Origin of the sequence: Streptomyces albidicamelliae (assembly GCF_025642175.1) — a bacterium.
Classification (GTDB): domain Bacteria; phylum Actinomycetota; class Actinomycetes; order Streptomycetales; family Streptomycetaceae; genus Streptomyces; species Streptomyces albidocamelliae.
Genome location: NZ_CP106795.1, coordinates 6,280,039 through 6,304,787 on the forward strand (window position 1 = coordinate 6,280,039; position 24,749 = coordinate 6,304,787).

Below are 24,749 nucleotides of genomic sequence, written 5' to 3' on the forward strand. Positions count from 1 at the left end.
GTGGCGAACCCGCTCCCCGCCCAGCCGTTCCCCGCCTCCCCGCCCGGCTCCCCCTGGTCCGCGACCGGCCGGCCCCGGTTGTCAGTGCCTCGTGGTGCAGTGGGCCTCATGGGATTCGCGATCCGTGTCCACAAGTTCCGCGAGGGGGACATCGTCCCCGTCGACGCCTCGGTGGTGCGGGAGGTGCTGGAGCCGTACGCGCCCTACGACGTGCCGGACGGGGAGTCCGTCGAATGGGTGCGGGCGGCCGACGGCAGTGAGGCCGAGGTGTACCTGGACCACGGGGTGACGTTCGACCGGCCGGGCCCCGGTGTGCTGTACCCGATCGCCGAGGTGGCCCGCCGTACCCGTGCCGCCGTGCTGCTGCTCGGGGACCCGGCCGCGGCGATCGTGACCTCCGAGGAGGACCGGGCGCACCTGCCGGAGGATCTCCGTGGGACCGCCGTCGTCGCCCCGTCCTCCGTCCTGACCGGCGCGACGATCCAACAGGTCATCAGGCCCCTGCCGGAGCCCCGCCCGAGGCCCGCACTGCCGCCGTTCCCCTACCACCCGGATCCGGTCGCCACCGGCTCGGTGATCGCCGCCGCCGAGACCTGCGTGTGCTGCGGCCACGACCAGGGCTGGATCTGCACCGGACCGGTGTACGGCGCGGACGTGCCCGACGGCCGGGTCTGCCCGTACTGCGTCGCGTTCGGCACCGCGGCCGAGCGGTACGGCGCGTTCTTCAACGAGGTCGAGGCGCGCCGGATACCTGACGACGCGGCCCGGCGGATCCGCGAGCGCACCCCGAACTTCGCCACCTGGCAGGACTGGGACTGGCCGGCGCACTGCGGCGACGGCGGGGTGTTCCTCGGCGCGGTCGGCGCGGGGGAACTGCGGTCCCACCCGCAGGCACTCGACCACCTGCGCCGCCAGTGCGCCGAGTGGGGCTGGGGGACGGAGAGGACCGAGGGGTTCGTCGGCGCCCTCGACAAGGACGGCGGGCCGACCGGCTACCTCTTCCGGTGCCGTGTCTGCGACACCCCCTTCGCCCACGCCGACTTCACCTGACCCGTCGCCCGGTGGGCGGGCCGGCGGTACGGAGCGAACGCGAACTCCCCTACCGGAACCGGACCATGTGTCGCACTTGTGTTCATCTTGTGCCGGAACTGTGGGCTCCATCACAGCGCACCCGGTCCCGGCCTGGTCGGATGATCAGGTGCGTAAAGTGCTCCCTCTCACTCTCACGGGCCTGCTGGCCCTGTCGGCCTGCCAGTTGGCCGGTCAGGACGACCCCGCGGGCGAGGCCCACCGCCTCAACGCCATGCAGTCGTTCCCGCTGCACGCCTACATCCCGGACCCCGCGTCGGACGGCGGGAAGTCCATAGGCAAGGCGCAGTGGATCCTCGCGAAGCAGTGCATGGTCCGGCTCGACTTCTCCGGCTTCAGGACACTCCAGACCCGGACCGTGGAGTCGACGTACCCGGTCCGTCAGGGAACGCTCGCGGGCGGCGACCGGGCCGGTGACGACAGCCCCTACGGGGTCGACGATCCCGAGCGGGCCGCCGAGCACGGCTACCACAACCGGCGGACGGACGACTCCTCCCAGCCGATGGAGTGGCCGGCCGACCAGTACGTCGCGCTGACCGGCTCCTTCGGCTCCGGCGACAGCCGCTCCGCCCATGGTCACGCCATCCCCGAGGGCGGCTGCCTGGGGCAGGCCACCCGGAAGATCTACGGCGCCCCGCCGAAGGCGACGAAGGTCAACGGCGTGAAGCTCAGCGGCTACTACTCGCTCGCCCTCGAACTCTGGTACGAGTCCAACAAGAAGGCGCGGAAGGATCCCGACTGGAAGAAGGCCGACCGCGACTGGTCGGCGTGCATGAAGAAGGAGGGCTTCCACTACCCCGACCCGGACAAGGCATCGCTCGACTCGGCCTGGTTCCGCGGCGGGGGGCCGTCGGGCAAGGAGAAGAAGACCGCGGCCGCCGACGCGCAGTGCAAGCTCGACACCGATTACATCGCCACCGTGCACGCCATCGAGTCCGGCGCGCAGAAGACCGTCATCCGTCGGCACAAGAAGGACCTGGACGACATGCGCGCGGCGGACGAGCGGGCCGTCGGCAACGCCCGCACCATCATCGGAAAGCAGGCGTGAACGGGGCGGTGCCCGCCCGGGGAGCCGCGGTCGCCGTCGCCGTGACGGCGGTTCTCCTCCTCACCGGCTGCGGCTCGGAGCAGGCCGGCCCCGCCGCCGGTGGGACCCGCACCGGCGGCGGCCCGTCGTCGGTCACCGCCGACCCGCTCTGCCCGTCCGGCGAACCCCGGTACGGCGCCGCCCCGACGGACGACCCCTCCGCGGGCACCGTCCCCCGCCCGCCCCGGAACACCACTGCCTCACCGGCCTCACCGGCCTCACCGGCCTCCCCGATGTCCCGGAGACCGCTTCCGCTCCCGACCGGCACCGCGGCCGCCCGGGACGGCGTGCGCATCACCGCCCTCACCGCCCTCGTCGACGGCTCCGGTCAGGAGAGCCGGTCCAGCGCCGAGGGACCCACCCGCGACGGCGAACACTCCGGCATCGACGATCGCACCCGCGACGACGGCCGCTCCCGCGACCGCCACGGCTGCACCCCCGCCCTCTTCTCCGCCGACTTCGCCGTCACCAATCACGAACCCTCGGCCATGACCTACACGGTCACCCTCGGCTTCCTGTCCTCCTCCGGAGGCGCCGTCGGCACCGCGGAGCGGACCGTCGTCGGGGTCGGGCCGGGGCGGACGGTGCGGAGCGCCGCCGAACTCGGGGCCGTGCCCGGCGACCCCCCGGCGGTGGCCGGTGTGTCGATCATGAAGGTGAGGGGTGTCCCCGCCACGGAGGCCCCCGCGAACGGAGACGGACCGTGCCCCGCCTCCGGAGTGCGCCTGTACGCCGACCAGGGCGACGCCGCCATGGGGCTGCGCGTGGTGGGCCTGCACCTGGAGAACTGCGGCCCCGGTACCTACCGTCTCGACGGCCGCCCCAGGCTCCGGATCCTCGACGCGGACCGGAAACCGGTCACCGGCGTGAGTATCGTCCGAGGCGAGGACATCGCGACCGGCACCGGCGCCGACGGCACCCCCCGCCCGCTCGCCCTCCACCCCGGCGAGCGCGCCCTCGCCGTCCTCACCTGGCGCAACACCACCCAGGCCGGCACCGCCGTCGACGCGCCCTACGTACGTGTGTGGCCCGCGCCGGGAGCCCGGCCGGTGCTGGTGACCCCGGAACTCGACCTCGGCACCACCGGGAAGCTCGGCGTCGGCCCGTGGAAGAAGGAGGAGAACACCGGCCGCTGAGCCGCACCGCGGCCCGGGGCGAAATGAGTGGGCCGTCGGCGAAATCCGGTGGTCAACGGGTCCGGAGGCCGGGAGACTCGGTCATGTGTTCCTGACGATCTCCATGCGCGGCGATGCCGCCCAGCCGGCCACCGACCTCGGGTTCCTGCTGCACAAGCACCCGGACAACGCGCAGCGGTTCTCCACCTCCTACGGCACCGCCCATGTGTTCTACCCGCAGGCGGACGAACGGCACTGCACGGCCGCGCTGCTGCTGGAGACCGACCCCGTGGCGCTGGTCCGGCGGGGGAAGGGCAAGGGCCGCGGGGGCGCGCCCGACGCGGCGCTCGCCCAGTACGTCAACGACCGTCCCTACGCGGCCTCCTCGCTGCTCGCGGTCGCGCTGAGCAGCGTGTTCTCCAGCGCCATGAAGGGCACCTGCCACGCCAGGCCCGAACTGCCGGGGCGGCCCCGTCCGCTGCGCGTCGAGGTACCCGCGCTGCCCGCCCGCGGCGGCCCGGACCTCGTACGGAGCCTCTTCGAGCCGCTGGGCTGGAAGGTGGGCGCCGAACGGGTGCCGCTGGACACGCGGTTCCCCGAGTGGGGCGACTCGCGGTACGTGCGCCTCGTCCTGGAGTCCGGGACGCTGACCGTCGCCGAGGCGCTGCGCCACCTCTACGTGCTGCTCCCCGTCCTCGACGACGCCAAGCACTACTGGGTCGCCCCCGACGAGGTCGACAAGCTGCTGCGCGCCGGTGAGGGCTGGTTGCCCGAGCACCCCGAGCAGAAGCTGATCACCAGCCGCTACCTCTCGCGCCGCTGGTCGCTGACCCGGGAGGCGATGGAGCGGCTGGAGCTGGTGCGGCTCGCGGAGGCGGACGACAGCGAGGTCGAGGACATCGACAACGCCGTGGAGGCGGAGACCGCGGCGGAGGAGAAGCCGACCCCGCTCGCCGTGCAGCGCCGGGACGCGATCATCGCGGCCCTGCAGGCGGCCGGCGCGGCCCGGGTCCTGGACCTCGGCTGCGGACAGGGCCAGCTGGTGCAGGCCCTGCTCAAGGATGTCCGGTTCACCGAGATCGTCGGCGTCGACGTGTCGATGCGGGCCCTGACCATCGCCTCCCGGCGGCTGAAGCTGGACCGCATGGGGGAGCGGCAGGCCTCGCGCGTCAAGCTCCTCCAGGGCTCGCTCGCGTACACCGACAACCGGCTCAAGGGGTACGACGCCGCCGTGCTCAGCGAGGTCGTCGAGCACCTCGACCTGCCGCGGCTGCCCGCCCTGGAGTACGCCGTGTTCGGGCACGCCCGCCCGCGCACGGTCCTCGTCACCACCCCGAACGTCGAGTACAACGTCCGCTGGGAGTCCCTCCCGGCCGGCCACGTCCGGCACGGCGACCACCGGTTCGAATGGACCCGCGAGGAGTTCCGCACCTGGGCGCGGACCGTGGCCGAACGGCACGGGTACGCGGTGGAGTTCGTACCGGTGGGCCTCGACGACCCGGAGGTCGGACCGCCCACCCAGATGGCCGTGTTCACCCTGCGGACCGAGAAGACCGAGAAGACCGAGAAGACCGAGAAGACCGAGAAGACGGAGAAGGAGGCGACGGCGGCATGACCGGCACACAGCACCAGGGGCGGGTCCTCCCCGTCACCGACCTCTCCCTCGTCATCCTCGTCGGCGCCTCCGGCTCCGGCAAGTCGACCTTCGCCCGCCGGAACTTCAAGCCGACCGAGGTGATCTCGTCCGACTTCTGCCGCGGCCTGGTCTCCGACGACGAGAACGACCAGAGCGCGACACGCGACGCCTTCGACGTCCTGCACTACATCGCGGGCAAGCGGCTGGCCGCCGGCCGGCGCACGGTCGTCGACGCCACCAGCGTGCAGTCGGACGCCCGCAAGCAACTCGTCGAGCTGGCCAGGCGGTACGACGTGCTGCCCATCGCCATCGTGCTGGACATGCCCGAGGAGGTGTGCGCCGAGCGCAACGCGGCCCGCACCGACCGCGCCGACATGCCCCGCCGGGTCATCCAGCGGCACATCCGCGAACTGCGGCGCTCCCTGCGGCACCTGGAGCGCGAGGGCTTCCGCAAGGTGCACGTGCTGCGCGGGCCGGAGGAGGCCGAGCACGCCACCGTCGTCACCGAGAAGCGCTTCAACGACCTGACCCACCTCACGGGCCCCTTCGACATCGTCGGCGACATCCACGGCTGCGCCTTTGAACTGGAGTCGCTGCTGGCCAGGCTGGGGTACGTGGACGGCGTGCACCCCGAGGGCCGTACCGCCGTGTTCGTCGGCGACCTGGTCGACCGCGGGCCGGACACCCCGGGCGTGCTGCGCCGGGTGATGTCGATGGTGAAGTCGGGCGACGCGCTGTGCGTACCGGGCAACCACGAGAACAAGTACGGCCGTCACCTCAAGGGCCGCAAGGTCCAGCACACCCACGGGCTCGCCGAGACGATCGCGCAGATGGAGGGCGAGAGCGAGGAGTTCAAGGCCGAGGTCCGCGCGTTCCTCGACGGGCTGGTCAGCCACTACGTCCTCGACGGCGGACGGCTCGTGGTCTGCCACGCCGGACTGCCCGAGAAGTACCACGGCCGCACCTCCGGCCGGGTCCGCTCGCACGCCCTGTACGGCGAGACGACCGGCGAGACGGACGAGTTCGGGCTGCCGGTGCGCTACCCGTGGGCCGAGGACTACCGCGGCCGGGCAGCCGTGGTCTACGGCCACACCCCCGTCCCGGAGGCCACCTGGCTCAACAACACCATCTGCCTGGACACCGGCGCGGTCTTCGGCGGCAAGCTGACCGCGCTGCGCTGGCCGGAGCGCGAGCTGGTCGACGTACCGGCCGAGCGGGTCTGGTACGAACCGGCGAGGCCGCTGCGCTCCGAGGCGCCCGGCGGGCACGACGGACGCCCGCTGGCCCTGGCCGACGTGCACGGCCGCCGGGCCGTGGAGACCAGGCACGCCGGGATGGTGGCGGTCCGCGAGGAGAACGCGGCGGCGGCCCTGGAGGTCATGAGCCGCTTCGCGATCGACCCGCGCCTGCTGCCGTACCTGCCGCCGACCATGGCGCCCACCGCGACCTCGCAGGCCGACGGCTACCTGGAGCACCCGGAGGAGGCCTTCGCGAGCTACGCCCGGGACGGGGTGGCCCGGGTCGTGTGCGAGGAGAAGCACATGGGCTCGCGGGCCGTGGCCCTGGTGTGCCGTGACGCGGAGGCGGCACGGCGGCGGTTCGGCGTCGACGGCCCGACCGGCTCCCTGTACACGCGCACCGGGCGTCCCTTCTTCGACGACGGGTCGGTGACCGAGGAGATCCTCGGCCGCATCCGCACGGCGGTCGGCGAGGCCGGACTGTGGGACGAACTCGCCACCGACTGGCTGCTGCTGGACGCCGAGCTGCTGCCGTGGTCGCTCAAGGCGTCCGGGCTGCTGCGCAGTCAGTACGCGGCCGTCGGTGCCGCCTCGGGGGCCGTGTTCCCGGACGCGCTCGCCGCACTGGAGGGCGCCGCGGCACGCGGTGTCGAGGTGGCCGGTCTGCTGGCCCACCAGCGGGAACGCGCGGCGGACGCGGCCGCGTTCACCGACGCCTACCGCCGCTACTGCTGGCCGACACAGGGCCTGGACGGCGTGCGCCTCGCACCCTTCCAGATCCTGGCGGTCCAGGGCCGCAGCCTCGCCGCCCTGCCGCACGACGAGCAGCTCGCCCTGCTCGACCGGCTCGTCGAGCACGACGGCAGCGGCCTGCTCCGGACCACCCGGCGGCTCTATGTCGACACCGGCGACCCGGAGTCGGTGCGCGCGGGCGTGGACTGGTGGCTGGAGATGACCGGCCGCGGCGGCGAGGGCATGGTCGTCAAGCCGGCCGGCGCGCTGGTCCGCAACCCGGAGGGCCGGCTGGTCCAGCCGGGCATCAAGTGCCGGGGCCGCGAGTACCTGCGGATCATCTACGGACCCGAGTACACCCGGCCGGACAACCTCGCCCGGCTCCGCCACCGGTTCCTGAACCACAAGCGGTCCCTCGCCCTGCGCGAGTACGCCCTCGGCCTGGAGGCCCTGGACCGCCTCGCCGACGGAGAACCGCTGTGGCGGGTCCACGAGGCGGTGTTCGGAGTCCTGGCCCTGGAGTCGGAACCGGTGGACCCGCGTCTCTAGGCCCCGCCCGGCACCCCGTCGTCACAGAACGCCCTTGTGTCCCGCACACCTTCGTCCATATGGTGGACGGCCGTGCGGCGCAAGGGTGATCGCACGGGTGCGAGGGGGAGTCGAGATGGAGATCAAGAAGGTCGTCGTCCGGGAGGACCAGCCCGGCACCGGCCGTCGGCCGGCGATCCTGGAGAAGCGGCCGACCCGCTGACCATGCGCGTCCACCTGGTCACGATGCCGTGGCATCCGATCGACCTGCCCTCGCTCCAACTGGGGCTGCTGAACCGGATCGTGCGGCGCAGCCGTCCCGGGGACGAGGTGACCGAGTTCCACGGGTCGCTCCGCTGGGCGGAGTTCCTGCTGGAGCACTCGGACGGCCGGCTGCGGCCGGGTGACTACACGGCCGTCGGCAGCGACGCGATCTTCCACGGCCTCGGCGACTGGGTCTTCTCCGGTGTCCTGTACGACGACCCCAACTGGGGCCTGGCCCGGCTGCGGGACTACGCGGCCGCCCGGGACGTCTTCGTCGACACCGCCGTGGCCATGCGGCCGTACGCCGCGGACTTCGTCGCCCGGTGCGCCGACGAGGTGCTGGCCGCCGGGCCGGACGTGGTCGGGTTCACCAGTACCTTCATGCAGAACGTCCCCTCCCTCGCCCTGGCCCGCGAACTCAAGCGCAGACGGCCCGGGTTGACGGTCGTCTTCGGTGGCAGCAACTGCGACGGCCCGATGGGGCACGCCCTGCACCGCAACCACCCCTTCGTCGACCATGTGGTGCGCGGCGAGGCCGAGTACGCCTTCCCCGCCCTGCTCGGCCACCTGGAGGCGGGCACCGCGCCCGACGACGTGCCGGGGCTGTGCTGGTGGGACGGCACAAGGTCGCGGGCCAACGCGGAGAGCCGGCGCACCGTGGCACCCGCCGACATCCCCGCGCCCGACTACGACCAGTGGCAGACGGCCCTGGACGCCTCCCCGGTCCAGGAGTACGTCCACCCGAAACTGGTCGTGGAGGGGGCCCGTGGCTGCTGGTGGGGCGAGAAGCACCACTGCACCTTCTGCGGCCTCAACGGCTCCGCGATGGCCTTCCGCGCCAAGCCGGGAGAGCGGCTGTGGACGGAGATCGACCGGCTGGTGCGCTGGCACCGCATCCTCGACGTGGTCACGGTCGACAACATCATCGACATGGCGTACTTCCGGGACTTCCTGCCCCGTGTCGCCGACAGCGGCTGGGACCTGCGGCTGCACTACGAGGTCAAGTCGAACCTCACCCCCGCGCAGCTCCAACTCCTCGGCGCGTCCGGCACGGTGCACATCCAGCCCGGTATCGAGAGCCTGGGCAGCCGCGTCCTGGACCTCATGGACAAGGGCGTCACCGGCGCCCGGAACGTGCGCACCCTGCGCGAGTGCGAGAACCACGCGCTGACCTGCTCGTGGAACCTGCTCTACGGCTTTCCCGGCGAGACCGCCGAGGACTACACGCCCGTCGTCGAGCAGCTGCCCGCCCTGGTGCACCTCCAGCCGCCGAGCGGTGCCCACCGCATCCAGCTGGAGCGGTTCAGCCCGCACTTCACGGACCCGGGACGGGGCTTCGGCAAGCGCCGCCCGGCCGAGATGTACCAGCACGTCTACGACCTGCCCGAGGGTGAACTCACCGACCTGGTCTATCTGTTCGACACCGAGGACGCGGGCATCTCGGGGCCGGCCGAGCGACGGCTGCGGGAGGCCGTCGCCGCGTGGCGGTCCGGGTACGCGCACTCCCGGCTGCTGTTCGAGGAGGACGGCGCGGAGCTGCTGGTGCACGACCGGCGGCACGGACGGCCGCCGGCCACCCACCGGCTCACCGGCTGGCGGGCCGCCGCGCTGCGGCTGCTGGAGGACGGCCGCACCCTGCCCGCCCTGCACCGGCTGCTGGCCGCCGACGGCCACGAGGTGACGGTGGAGGCTCTGGGGGACTGGGTGCGTCAGGCCTTCTCCTCGGCCCTGCTGTTCCGTGACGGGGCCACCTACGTGGCCCTGCCGACGTGGGGCGAGCCGGTCCGGCTGGCCGAGGGGGCCGGGTGAGCGGGCTGCCGGCGACCGTGCCGTACCGGCTCGCCGGGCGATGCATCGAGGTGACGGAGCCCCTGGACCTCGGCGGCGAGGGCCGGGGGACGGCGGAGGCGGTCGGGTTCCTGCGCGAATGCCAGGGCCTCGGACTGGGCGTCGACTGGCGGGCCACCGGCAGCCCGTCCTACGACCTCGGCGTACTGCGCCACCTGCCACCACCGGCGGAGCTTTTCTGCTGCCCCTCGGAGTTGGCGCGCTGGCGCGGCGGGTACTCCTTCGGCACCCTCTACCACCGGCGCGGCCCCGGCTTCGTGACCGTCCTGGACCGCAGGCAGGAGGGCACGGCGGTCCGGCTCACCCTCGACCACCCCGATCTCCACGCCACCTTCCTCCGGCTCCTCACACCCGCCCCCCTCGACGCGCTCGGCCCCACCCAGCGCGAGGCCGCGGACCTCCTCGCCGCCGAGCGGCTGGTCCTCGTCACCGGTGGCTGGGCGGTCACCCTCCCTCCACGCGTCCGGCAGTGGCCGGTCCCCTGCACGGCGATCTGACCCCACCTCACCGTCCCGCCAGCCGCAGCCGCTCCCCGCACACCCCCACGCGGACCGTCTGGCCCCAGGTGAGCTGGAGGGCGTCCGTCTCCATGCCGTCACCGAAGGCGATGAGGCGGTCGGACTCCACGGTGAGTGTCAGGCCGCCCGAGGTGCCCAGTTCGCCCGCCAACAGGCTGGTACCGGTGGCCGGTGACGGCCAGGCCTCGCGGACGAACCACACCAGCCGCTCCTCGGTGGGGGAGGGCAGCGCGAACCGGCCGCCGCGCTCCTGCCACACCGAGCGGAGCCAGCCGGTCGCACCGGTACCGGTCCCCACCAGTACCCCCGAGGAGGCCTGGGCCTCGACGACACCCCCGTCGCCGTCGAGGCCCAGGCGGTAGCGGGCGGTCTGGTGGCCCGGCGTGCCCAGGTAGATCTCGTTGAGCGCGACCAGCCGCTGCGTGTCGTCGGCCACCGCCTCGACCATGGTCAGCTCCTCGCACCCGGTGTCCGCCGCGAGCAGCTTCGCCGTGTCGCGGGGGCGGTGCCGTACCAGCACACCGGGGTTGCGGCCGGGGTCGGCGTCGATGCCGATCACCGGCTGTCCCGTCAGGTACTTGGCGACGTTGGCGACCAGCCCGTCCTGGCCCACCACCACGACCACGTCCTCGGGCGCGAACAGGAACCGGTCCAGGTCGCTCCGCTCCACCCGGGCCTGGCGCCAGGCCGGCGGGATCGCCGCCGTCACCTCGGCCAGGGCGCGGTGGGCGCGGTGGTGGCGGTCGGCGATCTCCGCGATGTCCCGGCCGCGGGAGGCGAGGAAGAAGGCGGCCTGGCCGTGCGTGCCGTGCCGGGCCACCAGCTCCTCGTACTCAGTGGTCCGGTGGACCAGCACCGCGCGCGGGGCGAGGCTCACGCCCGGCCCTCGGCGGGGCCGCCGAGCTTCGCCAGCAGCCCGGTCAGCACGTCGGGCGAGATGGTCACGCTGTCGATGTGCGGCACGTTCTCGGCGAGGCGCATCCCGGCGAGGGCGTGCAGGGTCGCCTCGTCGGTCTCGGCGTGCACCCGCAGCCAGGCCGCCCGTGCCGCTGCCTCCGCCTCGCCCACCTCGCGGGCCCGCTCGGCCTCCGCGCGGGCGAGCCGCACCGCCCTGGCCGCCTCCGCCTCGGCGAGCCTGAGGGTACGGGCCGCCTCGGCCTCGGTGAGGGCCGCCGTCCGCGTGGCCTCCGCCTCGGCGAGCTTCACCGACCGTGCGGCCTCGGCCTCCGCGAGCTTCACCGACCGCGCCGCCTCGGCCTCCGCGCGCACCGCGTCCGCGGCCGCCTGCTCCTCCGCCTCACGCCGGGCGTTGGTGCCGCGCTGGTCGACCAACCGCTCCTCGCGGCGGGCCAGTTCGATCTTGCTGGCCAGTTCGTTCTCGGCGATGGCGCGCTCCCGTTCCACCGCCACGGCCCGCCGCTCGTAGGTGGCGCGGTCGGCGTCCTGCTGGATCTGCTCCCGGGCCGGGGTGCGCAGGGCGCGCTCCACCTCCGGCTCCGGCCGCAGCGCCATCACGCGTACGGCCACCACCTCGATGCCGGTGGCCGGCAGCCGCGGTTCGCCGCCGAGGCCCGCCGCGACCCGCTCGCGCACCTCGGCCACTCCGTCGACGAGCGCCGCCGACAGCGGCGTACGGGCGAGGACGTCCAGCGCGTGCTGCTGCGCCGTCTCGGTGAGCAGGGTGCCCAGCTGTTCCAGCGGGGTGCCGCGCCAGGCACCGGTGTCCGGGTCGATGGAGAAGTCCAGACGGCCCGCGGCGAGCGCGGGGTCGGCGATCCGGTAGGTCACGGTGGCCTGCACCGTCACGTCCTGGAAGTCGGCCGTGCGGGCGTGGAAGGTCATGGTCAGCTCGTGGTCGTCCACGGGGACCTCGGAGAGGGCAGCGGTCAGCGAACGGAACCAGAAGCTGAGCCCGGTGCCGTCGTGCACGAGCCGGCCTGAGCGGTGGTGTCGGACGTGCGCCGTCGGTGCGCCGCGCAGATGGCGCCAGCCGAGGCGCCGGGTGATGTCGGCCATGGGCCCCCCTCGATCTTTTTCGTCAGGGAGACGATAACCGGCCACCTCGCTTGTCGTCAAGGGGACGAAAACTGGGAGGCGCGGAATCCGCCGAGACGGGGGTGAAGCCGCGGTGCGATGGTCAGGATGGAGGCATGGCATTCCATGTCGACTCCGAGGCCGGGCGGCTGCGCCGCGTCATCCTTCACCGGCCGGATCTCGAGCTCAAAAGGCTCACCCCCAGCAACAAGGACGCCCTCCTCTTCGACGACGTGCTCTGGGTGCGCCGGGCGCGCGCCGAGCACGACGGGTTCGCCGACGTCCTGCGCGACCGCGGCGTCACCGTCCATCTCTTCGGTGAACTGCTCACCGAGACATTGGCCCTCCCCGAGGCGCGGACCCTCGTCCTGGACCGGGTCTTCGACGAGAAGGAGTACGGGCCCCTCGCCACCGACCACCTGCGTGCCGCCTTCGACCGGATGACCCCGGGCGAGCTGGCCGAGGCCCTGGTCGGCGGGATGACCAAGAGGGAGTTCCTGGACGGCCACGCCGAACCGACCTCCGTCCGCTTCCACGTCATGGACCTGGACGACTTCCTGCTCCGCCCGCTGCCCAACCACCTCTTCACCCGCGACACCTCGGCGTGGATCTACGACGGCGTCTCCATCAACGCCATGCGCTGGCCCGCCCGGCAGCGGGAGACCGTCCACTTCGAGGCGATCTACCGGCACCACCCGCTGTTCCGCGCGGAGATGTTCCACGTCTGGTCCCGGGGGCAGGCCGACTTCCCCTCCACCATCGAGGGCGGCGACGTCCTGGTGATCGGCAACGGCGCCGTGCTGATCGGCATGAGCGAGCGCACCACCCCGCAGGCCGTGGAGATGCTGGCGCACAAGCTGTTCGCCGCGGGCTCGGCGCGCACCATCGTGGCCCTGGACATGCCCAAGCGGCGGGCCTTCATGCATCTCGACACGGTCATGACGATGGTCGACGGCGACACCTTCACCCAGTACGCCGGGCTCGGCATGCTGCGCTCGTACACCATCGAGCCCGGGGTCGGGGAGCGCGAGCTGAAGGTCACCGACCATCCCCCGGAGCACATGCATCGCGCGATCGCCGCCGCCCTCGGCCTCGGCGAGATCCGGGTGCTGACCGCCACCCAGGACGTGCACGCCGCCGAGCGGGAGCAGTGGGACGACGGCTGCAACGTCCTCGCCGTCGAGCCCGGAGTCGTCGTCGCCTACGAGCGGAACTCGACCACCAACACGCATCTGCGCAAGCAGGGCATCGAGGTGATCGAGATCCCGGGCAGCGAGCTGGGGCGGGGCCGGGGCGGGCCGCGCTGCATGAGCTGTCCGGTCGAGCGCGAGGCGGTCTGAGAGGGCCGGCGGGGAAGGGGTGTGACGGAGCGGACCCGAGCAGCCGCATAGAAATGCAAAATATCGTATAGAATTCCATGGTCCCCGCCCGTCGCACCCCTGGAGCGCCCCCATGGCGACAGTCCCGACCGCCCTCGCCGGCCGTCACTTCCTCAAGGAGCTCGACTTCACCGAGGAAGAGTTCCGCGGCCTGGTCGAGCTGGCCGCCGAGCTGAAGGCGGCCAAGCGGGCGGGCACCGAGACGCCGTACCTGCGGGGGAAGAACATCGCGCTGGTCTTCGAGAAGACCTCGACGCGCACCCGCTGCGCGTTCGAGGTCGCCGCCGCCGACCAGGGCGCCCACACGACCTACCTCGACCCCGCCGGCTCCCAGATCGGGCACAAGGAGTCCGTCAAGGACACCGCGCGCGTCCTCGGCCGGATGTTCGACGGTATCGAATACCGCGGGGACAGCCAGGCCAAGGTGGAGGAGCTGGCCGCGTTCGCCGGAGTGCCCGTCTTCAACGGTCTGACCGACGACTGGCACCCCACCCAGATGCTCGCCGACGTGCTCACCATGACCGAGCACAGCGACAAGCCGCTGACGGACATCGCCTTCGCCTACCTGGGGGACGCCCGCTTCAACATGGGCAACTCCTACCTGATCACCGGCGCGCTGCTCGGCATGGACGTCCGGATCGTCGCCCCCCGGGCCTACTGGCCGGCCGAGGACGTCGTCGCCCGGGCCCGCAAGCTGGCCGAGGCCGGCGGCGCCCGGATCACCCTCACCGAGGACGTGACCGAGGGGGTCGCCGGCGCCGACTTCGTCGCCACCGACGTCTGGGTCTCGATGGGCGAGCCCAAGGAGGTCTGGGGCGAGCGGATCAGAGCCCTCGCGCCCTACGCCGTGACCATGGACGTCCTGCGCGCCACCGGCAACCCGGACGTGAGGTTCCTGCACTGCCTGCCGGCCTTCCACGACCTGGGCACCAAGGTCGGACAGGAGATCCACGAGGCTTACGGACTGCGGTCCCTGGAGGTGACGGACGAGGTCTTCGAGTCCGCGCACTCCGTCGTCTTCGACGAGGCCGAGAACCGCCTGCACACCATCAAGGCGGTGCTGGTCGCCACCCTCGCCTGACCCGCCCCCCCCGCAGCCTTGCCCTCCAGGGCTCAGCAGGCCTTATCCTGACCGGCGGCCCGGAACCACCCCTCTTCCGGTACCACCGCCGCGACCGTACGACGGTCGCCCGCACCACCAGAAACGAGCACCACCCGCAATGCCCGCTTCCCGCATCAAGTCCCCCCACCTGCTGGTCGCCGAATCCGGCGCCGACCGTGACGGACACGGCCTCAAGCGCACGATGGGCCTCTTCCAGCTCATCTGCTTCGGCGTCGGCGCCATCGTCGGCACCGGCATCTTCGTCGGCCTCTCCGACTCCGTCGCACAGGCCGGTCCCGCCGTCGTCGTCTCCTACATCCTCGCCGCGATCACCTGCGTCTTCACCGCCTTCTCCTTCGCGGAGCTGGGCGGCGCGATCCCGGTCTCCGGCTCCTCGTACTCCTTCGCCTACGCCGGTCTCGGCGAGTCCACCGCCTTCCTGGTCGGCTGGTGCCTGCTGCTGGAGTACGGCATCTCGATCTCGGCGGTCGCCGTCGGCTGGAGCCAGTACGTCAACGAGCTGCTGCACAGCCTCACCGGCCTCCAGCTGCCGACCGCGCTGTCCGCGGGCCCGGGCGACGGCGGGATCGTGAACCTCCCCGCCGTGGTCGTCATCGCCATGGCCTCCGTGCTGCTGGTGCGCGGGGTGCGGGAGAGCGCCCGGGCGACCGCCGCCATGGCCGCCGTGAAGCTGGTCATCCTGCTGGCGTTCTGCGCCATCGGCTACAGCGCCTTCAAGGACGGCAACCTCACCCCGTTCTCCCCGGCCGGCCTCGGCGGCATCGGCGCGGGCACCACCGCCGCCTTCTTCTCCTACATCGGCTTCGACGCCATCACCACCGCCGGCGAGGAGGCCAAGAACCCGCGCCGGGACATCCCCGTGGCGATCATGGTCTGCATGGGCCTGGTCACCCTGCTGTACTGCGCGGTCGCGGTCGCCGCGATCGGCGCCATCGGCAGCGACGAGGTGGCCGGCCGTCCGGCCGCGCTGTCGTACGTCGTCAACGCGGTCACCGGCTCCACCGTCGGCGGCGGGGTCATCGCCTTCGGCGCGGTCGTCGCCATCGCCTCCGTGGTGCTCGCCGTGATGTACGGCCAGACCCGCATCCTGATGTCGATGTCCCGGGACGGCCTGATCCCGCGCGTCTTCGAGAAGGTCTCGCCGAAGACCTCCACGCCGGTCGCCGGCACGCTGATCGTCGCGGTCGTCTTCGCGCTCCCGGCGGCCTTCGCCTCCCTCGACGCCGTGATGAACCTGTGCACCATCGGCACGCTGGCCATCATGGCCGTCGTCAACGTCGTGGTGATCGCCCTGCGCCGCCGCGAACCCGGCCTCACCCGCAGCTTCCGGGTGCCGCTCTACCCCGTCGGTCCGCTGCTCGGCGTCGCCTTCTGCCTGTACCTGATGTACGAGACGGGCTGGCGGACCTGGCTCCAGTTCGCCGTGTTCCTCGCGGTGGGCCTGCTGGTCTACGTCGCCTACGGGCGCCGGCACTCCACGCTGGGCCGCACGGCCCCCGGGGTCACGCCGGACGACGCTGAGCGGGAATTGCAGGCAGTCTGAACCACACCGCCTTGCCCGACGGGGTGGGGCGGTGACCGCAGGACTGGCTGAGGGCGCGGATGAGCAGGAGGCCGCGCCCGCCCTCCTGCCAGGGGTCGGGCTCCTCGATCACCGGCCGGGTGAGATGACCGGGCGGCGCCGGGTCCGGGTCGTGCACCTCGACCTGGCAGCCGGTCGGGAGCAGCTCCACCACCAGCTCTATCGGCCCGCGCCCGGCGGTGTGCTCCACCGCGTTGGCCACCAGCTCGGCCGTCAGCAGCTCGGCGGTGTCGCAGTCGGCGGGGTGCTCCACCCCGGCGATGGCCGTGCGCACGAGGGCGCGCGCCACCGGCACGGCCGCCGCGGTGTGCGGCAGTGCGATGCGCCAGGAGGCCGGTCCGGCGGGGCGTTCGTGCAAGGCGAGTCCGTTCATGGAGCAGGCTGTCCTGCTTTCGACTGTAGGAATGGTACGGGCCCGGCCACGAGGACCGTCGACGGGCTTCGCCCGGGACCGAGGCCCCGGTACCGAGCGGCTTACCCCGCCGAACGGTCCGCCTCGCACCGCGGTGCCCACTGTTACGGCGCCGTCGAGGAGTGGTGACGCCCGTGACCGGATCCGGCCGATCGACGCGCGGTTGTCGCGTGCCCGTGACGACAGTCACAAACAGGTGATAGCTTCGTGAGGTGGAGCACCGTGAGGCACCGCCCACCGCTGCGTGAGGCACCGCCGCCCTAGGAGGCCGCACGTCATGAGTCCCTTCACCGGATCCGCCGCCCGCACCCAGGACTGGGAGCATCTGCGGGTCGCGATCGCCGACGGAGTCGCCACCGTCACCCTCGCCCGCCCCGACCGGCTCAACGCGCTCACCTTCGGCGCCTACGCCGACCTGCGCGACCTGCTGGCCGAGCTGTCCCGGGAGCGGGCCGTACGCGCCCTCGTCCTGACCGGCGAGGGACGGGGCTTCTGCTCCGGCGGCGACGTCGACGAGATCATCGGCGCCACCCTGTCCATGGACACCGCCCAACTGCTCGACTTCAACCGGATGACCGGGCAGGTGGTGCGGGCTGTCCGGGAGTGCCCGTTCCCGGTGATCGCCGCCGTGCACGGGGTCGCGGCGGGCGCGGGAGCCGTCCTCGCCCTCGCCGCCGACTTCCGGGTGGCGGACCCCTCCGCCCGCTTCGCCTTCCTCTTCACCCGCGTCGGCCTGTCCGGCGGCGACATGGGCGCCGCCTACCTGCTGCCGCGGGTCGTCGGCCTCGGCCACGCCACCCGTCTGCTCATGCTCGGCGAACCGGTCCGCGCCCCGGAGGCGGAGCGCATCGGGCTGATCAGCGAGCTGGCCGACGAGGGCCGGGCGGACGAGGCGGCCCGCGAGCTCGCCCGCCGGCTGGCCGACGGCCCGGCACTGGCGTACGCCCAGACAAAGGCGCTGCTGACCGCCGAGCTGGACATGCCCCTCGCGGCCTCGATCGAGCTGGACGCCGCCACCCAGGCACTGCTGATGAACGGCGAGGACTACGCCGAGTTCCACGCGGCCTTCACCGAGAAGCGCCCGCCGAAGTGGCGGGGGCGGTGACCATGGCGGCCCAGGCCGAGGGGAGGAACGAACGGGCGCGGCGCATCGCCGTCGTCGGCGGCGGCCCGGGCGGCCTGTACGCGGCCGCCCTGCTGAAACGCCTCGACCCCGAACGGGACGTCACCGTCTGGGAGCGCAACGCCCCGGACGAGACCTTCGGCTTCGGCGTGGTCCTGTCCGACGAGACCCTCGGCGGCATCGAACACGCCGACCCCGTGGTCTACGCGGCCCTGCAGGAGGACTTCGTCCGCTGGGACGACATCGACATCGTCCACCGGGGCACCCGGCACACCTCCGGGGGGCACGGATTCGCCGCACTCGGCCGGCGCCGGCTGCTGGAGATCCTGCACGAACGCTGCCGCTCCCTCGGAGTGCGGATCCACTTCCGCACCCGGGCCCCGGCCCTGGACCGGCTCGCGGCCGACCACGACCTCGTGATCGCGGCCGACGGCGTGCACAGCGCCACCCGCGAGACCCGCGCCGAGGCGTTCGGGCCGCGGGTGACCGAACACCGCTGCCGCTACATCTGGCTCGCCGCCGACTTCGCCCTCGACGCCTTCCGCTTCGAGATCGCCGAGACCGAGCACGGCGTCATGCAGCTGCACGGCTACCCCTACGCCGCCGACGCCTCCACCGTCATCGTCGAGATGCGCGAGGAGGTCTGGCGGGCGGCCGGCTTCGACGAACTCGGCGCGCCCGAATCGATCGAGCGCTGCGCCAAGATCTTCGCCGACGCGCTGCGCGGCCGGCCCCTGCGCTCCAACAACTCCGCCTGGACGACCTTCCGCACCGTGGTCAACTCCCACTGGTCGCACGGCAACGTCGTCCTCCTCGGGGACGCCGCCCACACCGCCCACTTCTCCATCGGCTCCGGCACCAAGCTCGCCGTGGAGGACGCCCTGGCCCTGGCCGCGTGCCTGGAGGAACAGCCGGACGTGCCGAGCGCGCTCGGCGCCTACGAGGAGGAGCGCAGGCCCGTCGTGGCCTCCACCCAGCGGGCCGCCCGGGCCAGCCTGGAGTGGTTCGAGAACCTGGGACTGTACCTGGACCAGCCGCCGCGTCAGTTCGCCTTCAACCTGCTCACCCGCAGCCGCCGTGTCACCCACGACAACCTCCGGCTGCGCGACGCCCACTTCACCGGGTCCGTGGAGCGCGAGTTCGGCTGCCCGCCCGGCACACCGCCGATGTTCACCCCGTTCCGGCTGCGCGGACTGACCCTGCGCAACCGGGTGGTGGTCTCGCCGATGGACATGTACTCCGCCACCGACGGCGTTCCCGGCGACTTCCACCTCGTCCACCTGGGCGCCCGCGCGCTCGGCGGCGCGGGCCTGGTGATGACCGAGATGGTCTGCGTGAGCGAGGAGGGCCGCATCACCCCAGGCTGTGCCGGCCTCTACACCGGCCGGCAGGCCGAGGCGTGGCGGCGGATCACCGACTTCGTGCACACCGGGGCGCCGGGCACCGCGATCGGTGTGCAGCTCGGGCACTCCGGCCGCAAGGGCTCCACGAAGCTGATGTGGGAGGGCATGGACGAGCCGCTCCCGGAGGGCAACTGGCCGCTCGTCGCCGCCTCCCCGCTGCCCTACAAGCCGGGCGGCCAGACCCCGCGCCACCTCTCCCGGGCCCAGCTCACCGACATCCGCGAGCAGTTCGCCTCGGCCGCCTGGCGGGCCGCGCGGGCCGGCTTCGACCTGCTCGAACTGCACTGTGCCCACGGTTATCTGCTCTCCGGGTTCCTCTCCCCGCTCACCAACCGGCGCACGGACGCCTACGGCGGCTCGCTGGAGAAGCGGCTGCGGTTCCCGCTGGAGGTCTTCGACGCGGTGCGCGCGGTGTGGCCGGCGGAACGGCCGATGACCGTGCGCATCTCGGCCACGGACTGGGCGGAGGGCGGCACCACCGCCGAGGACGCCGTAGGCATCGCCCGGGCCTTCGCCGCGCACGGCGCCGACGCCATCGACGTCTCCACCGGGCAGGTGGTGGCCGAGGAGCGGCCGGAGTTCGGGCGGTCGTACCAGACGCCGTTCGCCGACCGCATCCGGCACGAGGTCGGCGTCCCGGTGGTCGCGGTCGGTGCGATCTCCTCGTGGGACGACGTCAACTCCCTGATCCTGGCCGGGCGTACCGACCTGTGCGCGCTGGCCCGCCCGCATCTGTACGACCCGCACTGGACCCTGCACGCGGCGGCCGAGCAGGGGTACGAGGGCCCCGGCGCGCCCTGGCCCGACCCCTACCGCGCGGGCAGCAGGCGCCCGCAGACCGGCCGTACCGACGCCCCCAAGCCCCGTCTCTCCCTCGGCGGCTGAGACCCGCGTCGTTCGGTCACACCCCTTCCACTCGATTCGCACCGTTTCTGAACCGTCTGTTTCCGGTCAGCTGGCTAGGTTCTTTCGAGCCCTGCCGAAGACGGAAAGAGACCGGTACCGCCATGAGTGACACCACACCCCGGCCCGAGCACCACGGCTACGACTACGGTCGGCCGGTGGCACCCGCCCCGCAGGGGCCGGCGGACCCGTACCGGTCCGCCGGCGCCGGCCGGGAACGCCGTCGTGACGGCTCCGGCACCCGGCGCACCGCACTGGTCGTCCACACGGTCGCCGACGTCGCCGCGGCCTTCCTCGGGCTGTGGATCCTGCTGCACCTGCTGGAGGCCAACCACGCGAACGTCTTCGTGCGGTTCGTGCAGGACGTCGCCGACGCGCTGGCCTGGTGGTCGCAGGACGTCTTCACCATGGACACGGAGAACCTGCGGGTGCTCCTCGACTACGGGCTGCCCGCGGTGGTCTACGTCCTGGCCGGGCACGGCATCGCGGCACGGCTGCGCCGCTTCTGAGGCTCACGCCCCCGCGGATCCCGCCCCCGCGAACTCCGCGCCCGCGTCCCGCAGCCGCTCGTGGAGGGCCGTGAAGACCTCCGCCGAGCGGACGCCCGGCCAGTCGGCGGGCAGCAGGTGGGTGGGCAGGCCCGGGTCCGTGTAGGGCAGGTGGCGCCAGGAGTCCAGGGCGAGGAGGTAGTCCCGGTAGGCCTCCTCGGGCGGGGTGTCCGCGCGCTGCTCCCAGGCGTGCAGCACCGGGGCGTGCACGTCCAGGAAACGCTCGTGCTCCTTGGCCGTCGCGGCCAGGTCCCACCAGCGGGCGACCGACTCGGCGGTGGGCGCGAAGCCCAGGTGCTCGCCGCGGAAGAAGTCGACGTACGGGTCCAGCTGCAGACGGCGCAGGGCGTGCCGGGTCTCCTCGTACAGGCGGGCCGGCGCGATCCACACGCCCGGGGCCGCCGTGCCGAAGCCGAGCCCCGCCAGCCGGGACCGCAGCACATGCCGCTTCTGGCGCTCCGACTCGGGGACGGAGAAGACCGCGAGCACCCAGCCCTCGTCCCGGGGCGGCGCCGTCGCGTAGATACGGCGGTCGCCGTCCTCCAGCAACTGGCGCGCCTCCGCGGAGAGTTCGTACCCGGCCGCGCCGGACGCCGTACGCGCGGGCAGCAGCAGGCCGCGGCGCTTGAGCCGGGACACCGAGGAGCGCACGGAGGGGGCGTCCACCCCCACCGCGGCGAGCAGCCGGATCAGCTCCGCGACGGGCACCGGGCCGGGCATGAAGCGGCCGTACGCGCCGTAGAGCGTGACGATGAGGGACCTGGGGGCGTGCTGGTCGGACACGTTGATCATGTTAAGTCGTCGGTGTCATGGCCGGTCACCCCGGCCGCGCAGCCGGAACCGCTGCAGCTTGCCGGTGGCCGTGCGGGGGAGCGAGTCGAGGAAGACGAACTCGCGCGGGCACTTGTAGGGCGCCAGTTCCGAGGTGAGGAAGGCGCGGAGCGCCTCGGGATCCCGTGCGGCCCCGTCGCGCAGGACGGCGTACGCCACCGCCACCTGGCCGCGTGCCTCGTCGGGACGGCCCACGACCGCGGTCTCCACCACGTCCGGGTGGCGCAGCAGCGCGTCCTCCACCTCCGGTCCGGCGATGTTGTACCCGGCGGAGATGATCATGTCGTCGGCGCGTGCCACGTAACGGAAGTAGCCGTCGGGTTCGCGGACGTAGGTGTCCCCGGTGATGTTCCAGCCGTCGCGCACGTACTCGCGCTGGCGCGGGTCGGCCAGGTAGCGGCAGCCGACCGGGCCGCGCACCGCCAGCAGACCGGGCTCGCCGTCGGCCACCGGCACCCCGGCCGCGTCCTGCACCCGCGCCTGCCAGCCCGGCACCGGCAGGCCCGTCGTGCCGGGTCTGACGCGCTCGTCCGCGGCGGAGATGAAGATGTGCAGCAGCTCCGTCGCTCCGATGCCGTTGATGACGCGCAGGCCCGTGCGCTCCTGCCAGGCTCGCCAGGTGGCCGCGGGCAGGTTCTCGCCCGCCGACACGCACCGCCGCAGCGAGGAGACGTCGTGGCCATCCAGCTGGTCCAGCATCGCCCGGTACGCCGTCGGGGCGGTGAACAGGACCGAGACCCGGTGCTCCGCGATCGCCGGGAGCAGCTGCCGGGGTCCGGCCTGCTCCAGCAGCAGGGTGCTCGCGCCCGCCCGCATCGGGAAGACCAGCAGACCGCCGAGGCCGAAGGTGAAGCCGAGCGGGGGACTGCCGGTGAACACGTCGTTCTCGTGGGGGCGCAGCACGTGCCGGGAGAAGGTGTCGGCGATGGCGAGCACGTCCCGGTGGAAGTGCATGCAGCCCTTCGGACGGCCCGTGGTGCCCGAGGTGAAGGCGATCAGGGCGACGTCGTCGGCCGCGGTGTCGACGGCCGGGAAGGGCGCGTCGGGCGCCGGGCGGCGCAGCAGGTCGTCGGGCGCGTCACCGCCGAAGGTCGCGGTCCGCAGCCCGGGTATCTCGGCCTTCGCCAGGTCGTCCACCGACCGGATGTCGCACAGCGCGTGCCGTACCCGGGCGATCCCGCAGATCGTCGACAGCTCGTGCGGGCGTTGCTGGGCCAGCACGGTGACCGCGACCGCGCCCGCCCGCAGCACGGCCAGCCAGCAGGCCGCGAGCCAGGGCGTGGTGGGGCCGCGCAGCAGCACCCGGTTGCCCGGGACCACGCCCAGGTCGGCGGTGAGCACGTGGGCGATCCGGTCGACGTGCCCGCGCAGCTCGCCGTACGTCCAGACGGTCCCGGCCGGCGTCCGCAGGGCCGGGCGGTCCGCGGCGCCGCCGGCCAGTAGTTCGGTGGCACAGTTCAGCCGGTCGGGGTAGTTCAGCTCCGGCAGGTCGAACCGCAGCTCGGGCCACTCGTCCGGCGGGGGCAGATGGTCGCGCGCGAAGGTGTCGACGTGGGCCGAGAGGTGCATGGCGGTTCGCCCCCTTGCCGTGACAGGCGTCGAGTCGGGCGTCGTGGTGGCACCGGCGTCCTGGTGGGATCGCGGTTCGAGCGTATCGTGTTGGTGACGGCAGTCAACTGTGCGCGATAACGTCGGTTCGGGACGGAGTGGCGGCAGGCCGCCGCGGCCGCCTCCGCAGGGCCCGGGCGCGCCGTGGTGGGCGCGGCCCGGAAGGTGACGGGACCGCCGTGCCGGCCGTCCCCGGAAGGGAGGTCCGGCAGTGCCCGCATTCTCACTCGAACCGGAGCAGACCGCCTGGTGCGCCGAGCTGCGCACCCTGGCCGCCGAACGGCTGCGCCTGCTCGCCGACAAGGGCGAACCCGGCCGCGTCAACCGTCCGCTCCTCGCGGAGCTCGGACAACTCGGCCTGCTGGCACGGCTGTTCAGCTCCGGTGCGCTCGATCTGTGCCTGATGCGTGAATCCCTCGCGCAGGCCTGCACCGAGGCCGAGACCGCCCTCGCCCTCCAGGGCCTCGGCGCCCATCCGGTGCACGCCCACGGCACTCCCGCCCAGCGCGAGCACTGGCTGCCCGGCGTCGCGCGGGGCGACGCGGTCGCGGCCTTCGCGCTGAGCGAGCCCGGGGCCGGCTCGGACGCGGCCGCGCTGTCCCTGGCCGCCGAGGAGGACGGCACCGGCGGCTGGCGGCTCACCGGCGCCAAGTGCTGGATCTCGAACGCCCCCGAGGCCGACTTCTACACCGTCTTCGCCCGTACGACGGCCGGCGCCGGAGCGCGTGGGGTGACCGCCTTCCTGGTCCCGGCGGACCGGCCCGGACTCACCGGCACCGCACTGGAGATGATCTCCCCGCACCCCGTCGGCGCCCTCGACTTCGACGGCGTGCCCGTCACCGCCGACGACGTCCTGGGCGAGGTCGACCGCGGCTTCACCGTCGCCATGGGCACGCTCAACCTGTTCCGGCCCAGCGTCGGCGCCTTCGCGGTCGGCATGGCGCAGGCGGCCCTAGACACCACCGTCGCCCACACTCGCGGGCGCGAGGCGTTCGGCGGCACCCTGGCGGACCTCCAGGCGGTGTCCCACCAGGTCGCCGAGATGGCCCTGCGCACGGAGGCGGCCCGGCTGATGGTCTACGCGGCGGCGACGGCGTACGACGAGGGCGCCGCCGACGTCCCGGGGCGCGCCGCGATGGCCAAGCTGCTCGCCACCGAGACCGCGCAGTACGTCGTCGACACCGCCGTCCAGCTGCACGGCGCCCGCGCCCTGCGCCGCGGCCACCTCCTCGAACACCTCTACCGCGAGGTGCGCGCGCCCCGCGTCTACGAGGGCGCCAGCGAGGTCCAGCGGGGCATCATCGCCAAGGAGCTCTACGCCGCGACCCACGACCGGGAGGCCCGATGACGACCGAGCGCGTCAACCCGCCCGAACTGTCCCCGCCCACGGGCTTCTCCCACGCGGTCGTCGCGACCGGCTCCCGCGTGGTGTTCCTCGCGGGGCAGACCGCCCTCGACTCCGACGGCAAGATCACCGGCGAGACGCTGACCGAGCAGTTCGAGAAGGCGCTCGGCAACCTCCTCGGTGCCCTGCGCGCGGCCGGCGGCACCCCCGCCGACCTGGCCCGCGTCACCGTGTACGCCACGGACGTGGCCGACTACCGGGCCCGGGCCCGCGAACTCGGCCGCGTCTGGCGGGACTCGGCGGGCCGGGACTACCCCGCGATGGCGGTCGTGGAGGTCGTACGGCTGTGGGACGAGCGGGCCCTGGTGGAGCTCGACGGGTTCGCCGTGCTGCCGTAGGGCAC

20 protein-coding genes are annotated in these 24,749 nt (G+C 73.1%); 15 read left to right on the top strand and 5 right to left on the bottom strand.

Annotation, left to right across the window (positions count from 1 at the left end; translation table 11 throughout):
• Positions 1-108: 108 nt before the first annotated feature.
• The 7 genes from N8I86_RS28550 (at position 109) to N8I86_RS28580 (ending at position 10,034) form a co-directional block, all read left to right on the top strand.
• Positions 109-1,050, top strand: a complete 942-nt coding sequence (locus N8I86_RS28550) for a CbrC family protein (RefSeq protein ID WP_263279009.1) — start codon at positions 109-111, stop codon at positions 1,048-1,050.
• 157 nt (positions 1,051-1,207) lie between these two features.
• On the top strand, positions 1,208-2,137 hold the full coding sequence (locus tag N8I86_RS28555) for a hypothetical protein (protein WP_241841206.1): 930 nt from the start codon (positions 1,208-1,210) through the stop codon (positions 2,135-2,137).
• The gene (locus N8I86_RS28560) at positions 2,134-3,312 is read left to right on the top strand and encodes a DUF4232 domain-containing protein (RefSeq protein ID WP_263279010.1); all 1,179 of its coding nucleotides are present in this window, start codon (positions 2,134-2,136) and stop codon (positions 3,310-3,312) included. The genes N8I86_RS28555 and N8I86_RS28560 overlap by 4 nt, the downstream gene beginning before the upstream one ends.
• Before the next feature lie 85 nt (positions 3,313-3,397).
• Positions 3,398-4,906 (top strand): 3' terminal RNA ribose 2'-O-methyltransferase Hen1, encoded by a 1,509-nt coding sequence (locus N8I86_RS28565; RefSeq protein ID WP_263279011.1) that lies wholly within the window; start codon positions 3,398-3,400, stop codon positions 4,904-4,906.
• Positions 4,903-7,446: a polynucleotide kinase-phosphatase gene (locus tag N8I86_RS28570; RefSeq protein WP_263279012.1), complete on the top strand. Its 2,544-nt coding sequence runs from the start codon at positions 4,903-4,905 to the stop codon at positions 7,444-7,446. Before N8I86_RS28565 ends, N8I86_RS28570 begins: the two co-directional genes overlap by 4 nt.
• Before the next feature lie 204 nt (positions 7,447-7,650).
• A complete protein-coding gene (locus N8I86_RS28575; RefSeq protein ID WP_263279013.1) occupies positions 7,651-9,498 on the top strand; it encodes a RiPP maturation radical SAM C-methyltransferase in 1,848 nt (615 codons plus the stop codon).
• Complete coding sequence (locus N8I86_RS28580; protein ID WP_107423777.1) at positions 9,495-10,034, top strand: DUF5825 family protein; 540 nt, start codon at positions 9,495-9,497, stop codon at positions 10,032-10,034. Before N8I86_RS28575 ends, N8I86_RS28580 begins: the two co-directional genes overlap by 4 nt.
• A 7-nt stretch (positions 10,035-10,041) precedes the next feature.
• Here the strand turns inward: N8I86_RS28580 and N8I86_RS28585 are convergent, their stop codons facing one another.
• Both N8I86_RS28585 and N8I86_RS28590 read right to left on the bottom strand, forming a co-directional pair.
• Entirely contained in the window at positions 10,042-10,932 is an 891-nt protein-coding gene (locus N8I86_RS28585; RefSeq protein ID WP_263279014.1) for a hypothetical protein, read from the bottom strand.
• Positions 10,929-12,071, bottom strand: a complete 1,143-nt coding sequence (locus tag N8I86_RS28590; RefSeq protein WP_263279015.1) for an SPFH domain-containing protein — start codon at positions 12,069-12,071, stop codon at positions 10,929-10,931. The genes N8I86_RS28585 and N8I86_RS28590 overlap by 4 nt, the downstream gene beginning before the upstream one ends.
• 134 nt (positions 12,072-12,205) lie before the next feature.
• Here N8I86_RS28590 and N8I86_RS28595 point away from each other — a divergent pair, with 134 nt between their 5' ends.
• The 3 genes from N8I86_RS28595 to N8I86_RS28605 all read left to right on the top strand — a co-directional run bounded on the left by N8I86_RS28595 (position 12,206) and on the right by N8I86_RS28605 (position 16,134).
• A complete protein-coding gene (locus N8I86_RS28595) occupies positions 12,206-13,429 on the top strand; it encodes an arginine deiminase (protein WP_073897563.1) in 1,224 nt (407 codons plus the stop codon).
• A 112-nt stretch (positions 13,430-13,541) separates the two neighbouring features.
• Positions 13,542-14,549, top strand: a complete 1,008-nt coding sequence (gene argF / locus N8I86_RS28600; RefSeq protein WP_073897561.1) for an ornithine carbamoyltransferase — start codon at positions 13,542-13,544, stop codon at positions 14,547-14,549.
• A gap of 139 nt (positions 14,550-14,688) precedes the next feature.
• Positions 14,689-16,134, top strand: a complete 1,446-nt coding sequence (locus tag N8I86_RS28605; protein ID WP_073897559.1) for an amino acid permease — start codon at positions 14,689-14,691, stop codon at positions 16,132-16,134.
• Here the strand turns inward: N8I86_RS28605 and N8I86_RS28610 are convergent.
• Positions 16,094-16,546 (bottom strand): ATP-binding protein, encoded by a 453-nt coding sequence (locus N8I86_RS28610; protein ID WP_263279016.1) that lies wholly within the window; start codon positions 16,544-16,546, stop codon positions 16,094-16,096. The two genes, N8I86_RS28605 and N8I86_RS28610, sit on opposite strands and share 41 nt — an antisense overlap.
• Positions 16,547-16,862: 316 nt before the next feature.
• On the opposite strand from N8I86_RS28610, the gene N8I86_RS28615 reads away from it, so the two are divergent.
• From N8I86_RS28615 to N8I86_RS28625, 3 genes are all read left to right on the top strand, one after another.
• On the top strand, positions 16,863-17,690 hold the full coding sequence (locus tag N8I86_RS28615) for an enoyl-CoA hydratase family protein (RefSeq protein ID WP_073897555.1): 828 nt from the start codon (positions 16,863-16,865) through the stop codon (positions 17,688-17,690).
• Between the two features lie 2 nt (positions 17,691-17,692).
• Positions 17,693-19,996, top strand: coding sequence for a bifunctional salicylyl-CoA 5-hydroxylase/oxidoreductase (locus tag N8I86_RS28620; RefSeq protein WP_263280163.1), 2,304 nt, complete (start codon positions 17,693-17,695; stop codon positions 19,994-19,996).
• A 122-nt stretch (positions 19,997-20,118) separates the two neighbouring features.
• Positions 20,119-20,523 carry a hypothetical protein gene (locus tag N8I86_RS28625; protein WP_263279017.1) on the top strand — a complete coding sequence of 135 codons (405 nt, stop codon included), beginning with the start codon at positions 20,119-20,121 and terminating at the stop codon, positions 20,521-20,523.
• A gap of 3 nt (positions 20,524-20,526) precedes the next feature.
• Here N8I86_RS28625 and N8I86_RS28630 read toward each other — a convergent pair whose 3' ends face one another.
• Both N8I86_RS28630 and N8I86_RS28635 read right to left on the bottom strand, forming a co-directional pair.
• A complete protein-coding gene (locus N8I86_RS28630; protein WP_073897552.1) occupies positions 20,527-21,354 on the bottom strand; it encodes a PaaX family transcriptional regulator in 828 nt (275 codons plus the stop codon).
• A 15-nt stretch (positions 21,355-21,369) separates the two neighbouring features.
• Complete coding sequence (locus N8I86_RS28635) at positions 21,370-22,962, bottom strand: AMP-binding protein (RefSeq protein WP_263279018.1); 1,593 nt, start codon at positions 22,960-22,962, stop codon at positions 21,370-21,372.
• Between the two features lie 250 nt (positions 22,963-23,212).
• On the opposite strand from N8I86_RS28635, the gene N8I86_RS28640 reads away from it, so the two are divergent.
• Both N8I86_RS28640 and N8I86_RS28645 read left to right on the top strand, forming a co-directional pair.
• On the top strand, positions 23,213-24,349 hold the full coding sequence (locus tag N8I86_RS28640; protein ID WP_263279019.1) for an acyl-CoA dehydrogenase family protein: 1,137 nt from the start codon (positions 23,213-23,215) through the stop codon (positions 24,347-24,349).
• Positions 24,346-24,744 carry a RidA family protein gene (locus tag N8I86_RS28645; RefSeq protein ID WP_263279020.1) on the top strand — a complete coding sequence of 133 codons (399 nt, stop codon included), beginning with the start codon at positions 24,346-24,348 and terminating at the stop codon, positions 24,742-24,744. The genes N8I86_RS28640 and N8I86_RS28645 overlap by 4 nt, the downstream gene beginning before the upstream one ends.
• Positions 24,745-24,749 lie beyond the last annotated feature (5 nt).

Bases quoted from the DNA above. Each gene is read 5' to 3' on its own strand.
- N8I86_RS28570 (WP_263279012.1), top strand. From the start codon at position 4,903: ATGACCGGCACACAGCACCAGGGGCGGGTCCTCCCCGTCACCGACCTC.
- N8I86_RS28635 (WP_263279018.1), bottom strand. From the start codon at position 22,962: ATGCACCTCTCGGCCCACGTCGACACCTTCGCGCGCGACCATCTGCCC.
- N8I86_RS28605 (WP_073897559.1), top strand. From the start codon at position 14,689: ATGCCCGCTTCCCGCATCAAGTCCCCCCACCTGCTGGTCGCCGAATCC.
- N8I86_RS28575 (WP_263279013.1), top strand. From the start codon at position 7,651: ATGCGCGTCCACCTGGTCACGATGCCGTGGCATCCGATCGACCTGCCC.
- N8I86_RS28625 (WP_263279017.1), top strand. From the start codon at position 20,119: ATGAGTGACACCACACCCCGGCCCGAGCACCACGGCTACGACTACGGT.
- N8I86_RS28630 (WP_073897552.1), bottom strand. From the start codon at position 21,354: ATGATCAACGTGTCCGACCAGCACGCCCCCAGGTCCCTCATCGTCACG.
- N8I86_RS28610 (WP_263279016.1), bottom strand. From the start codon at position 16,546: ATGAACGGACTCGCCTTGCACGAACGCCCCGCCGGACCGGCCTCCTGG.
- N8I86_RS28595 (WP_073897563.1), top strand. From the start codon at position 12,206: ATGGCATTCCATGTCGACTCCGAGGCCGGGCGGCTGCGCCGCGTCATC.
- N8I86_RS28550 (WP_263279009.1), top strand. From the start codon at position 109: ATGGGATTCGCGATCCGTGTCCACAAGTTCCGCGAGGGGGACATCGTC.
- N8I86_RS28620 (WP_263280163.1), top strand. From the start codon at position 17,693: ATGGCGGCCCAGGCCGAGGGGAGGAACGAACGGGCGCGGCGCATCGCC.
- N8I86_RS28590 (WP_263279015.1), bottom strand. From the start codon at position 12,071: ATGGCCGACATCACCCGGCGCCTCGGCTGGCGCCATCTGCGCGGCGCA.
- N8I86_RS28645 (WP_263279020.1), top strand. From the start codon at position 24,346: ATGACGACCGAGCGCGTCAACCCGCCCGAACTGTCCCCGCCCACGGGC.
- argF (WP_073897561.1), top strand. From the start codon at position 13,542: ATGGCGACAGTCCCGACCGCCCTCGCCGGCCGTCACTTCCTCAAGGAG.
- N8I86_RS28615 (WP_073897555.1), top strand. From the start codon at position 16,863: ATGAGTCCCTTCACCGGATCCGCCGCCCGCACCCAGGACTGGGAGCAT.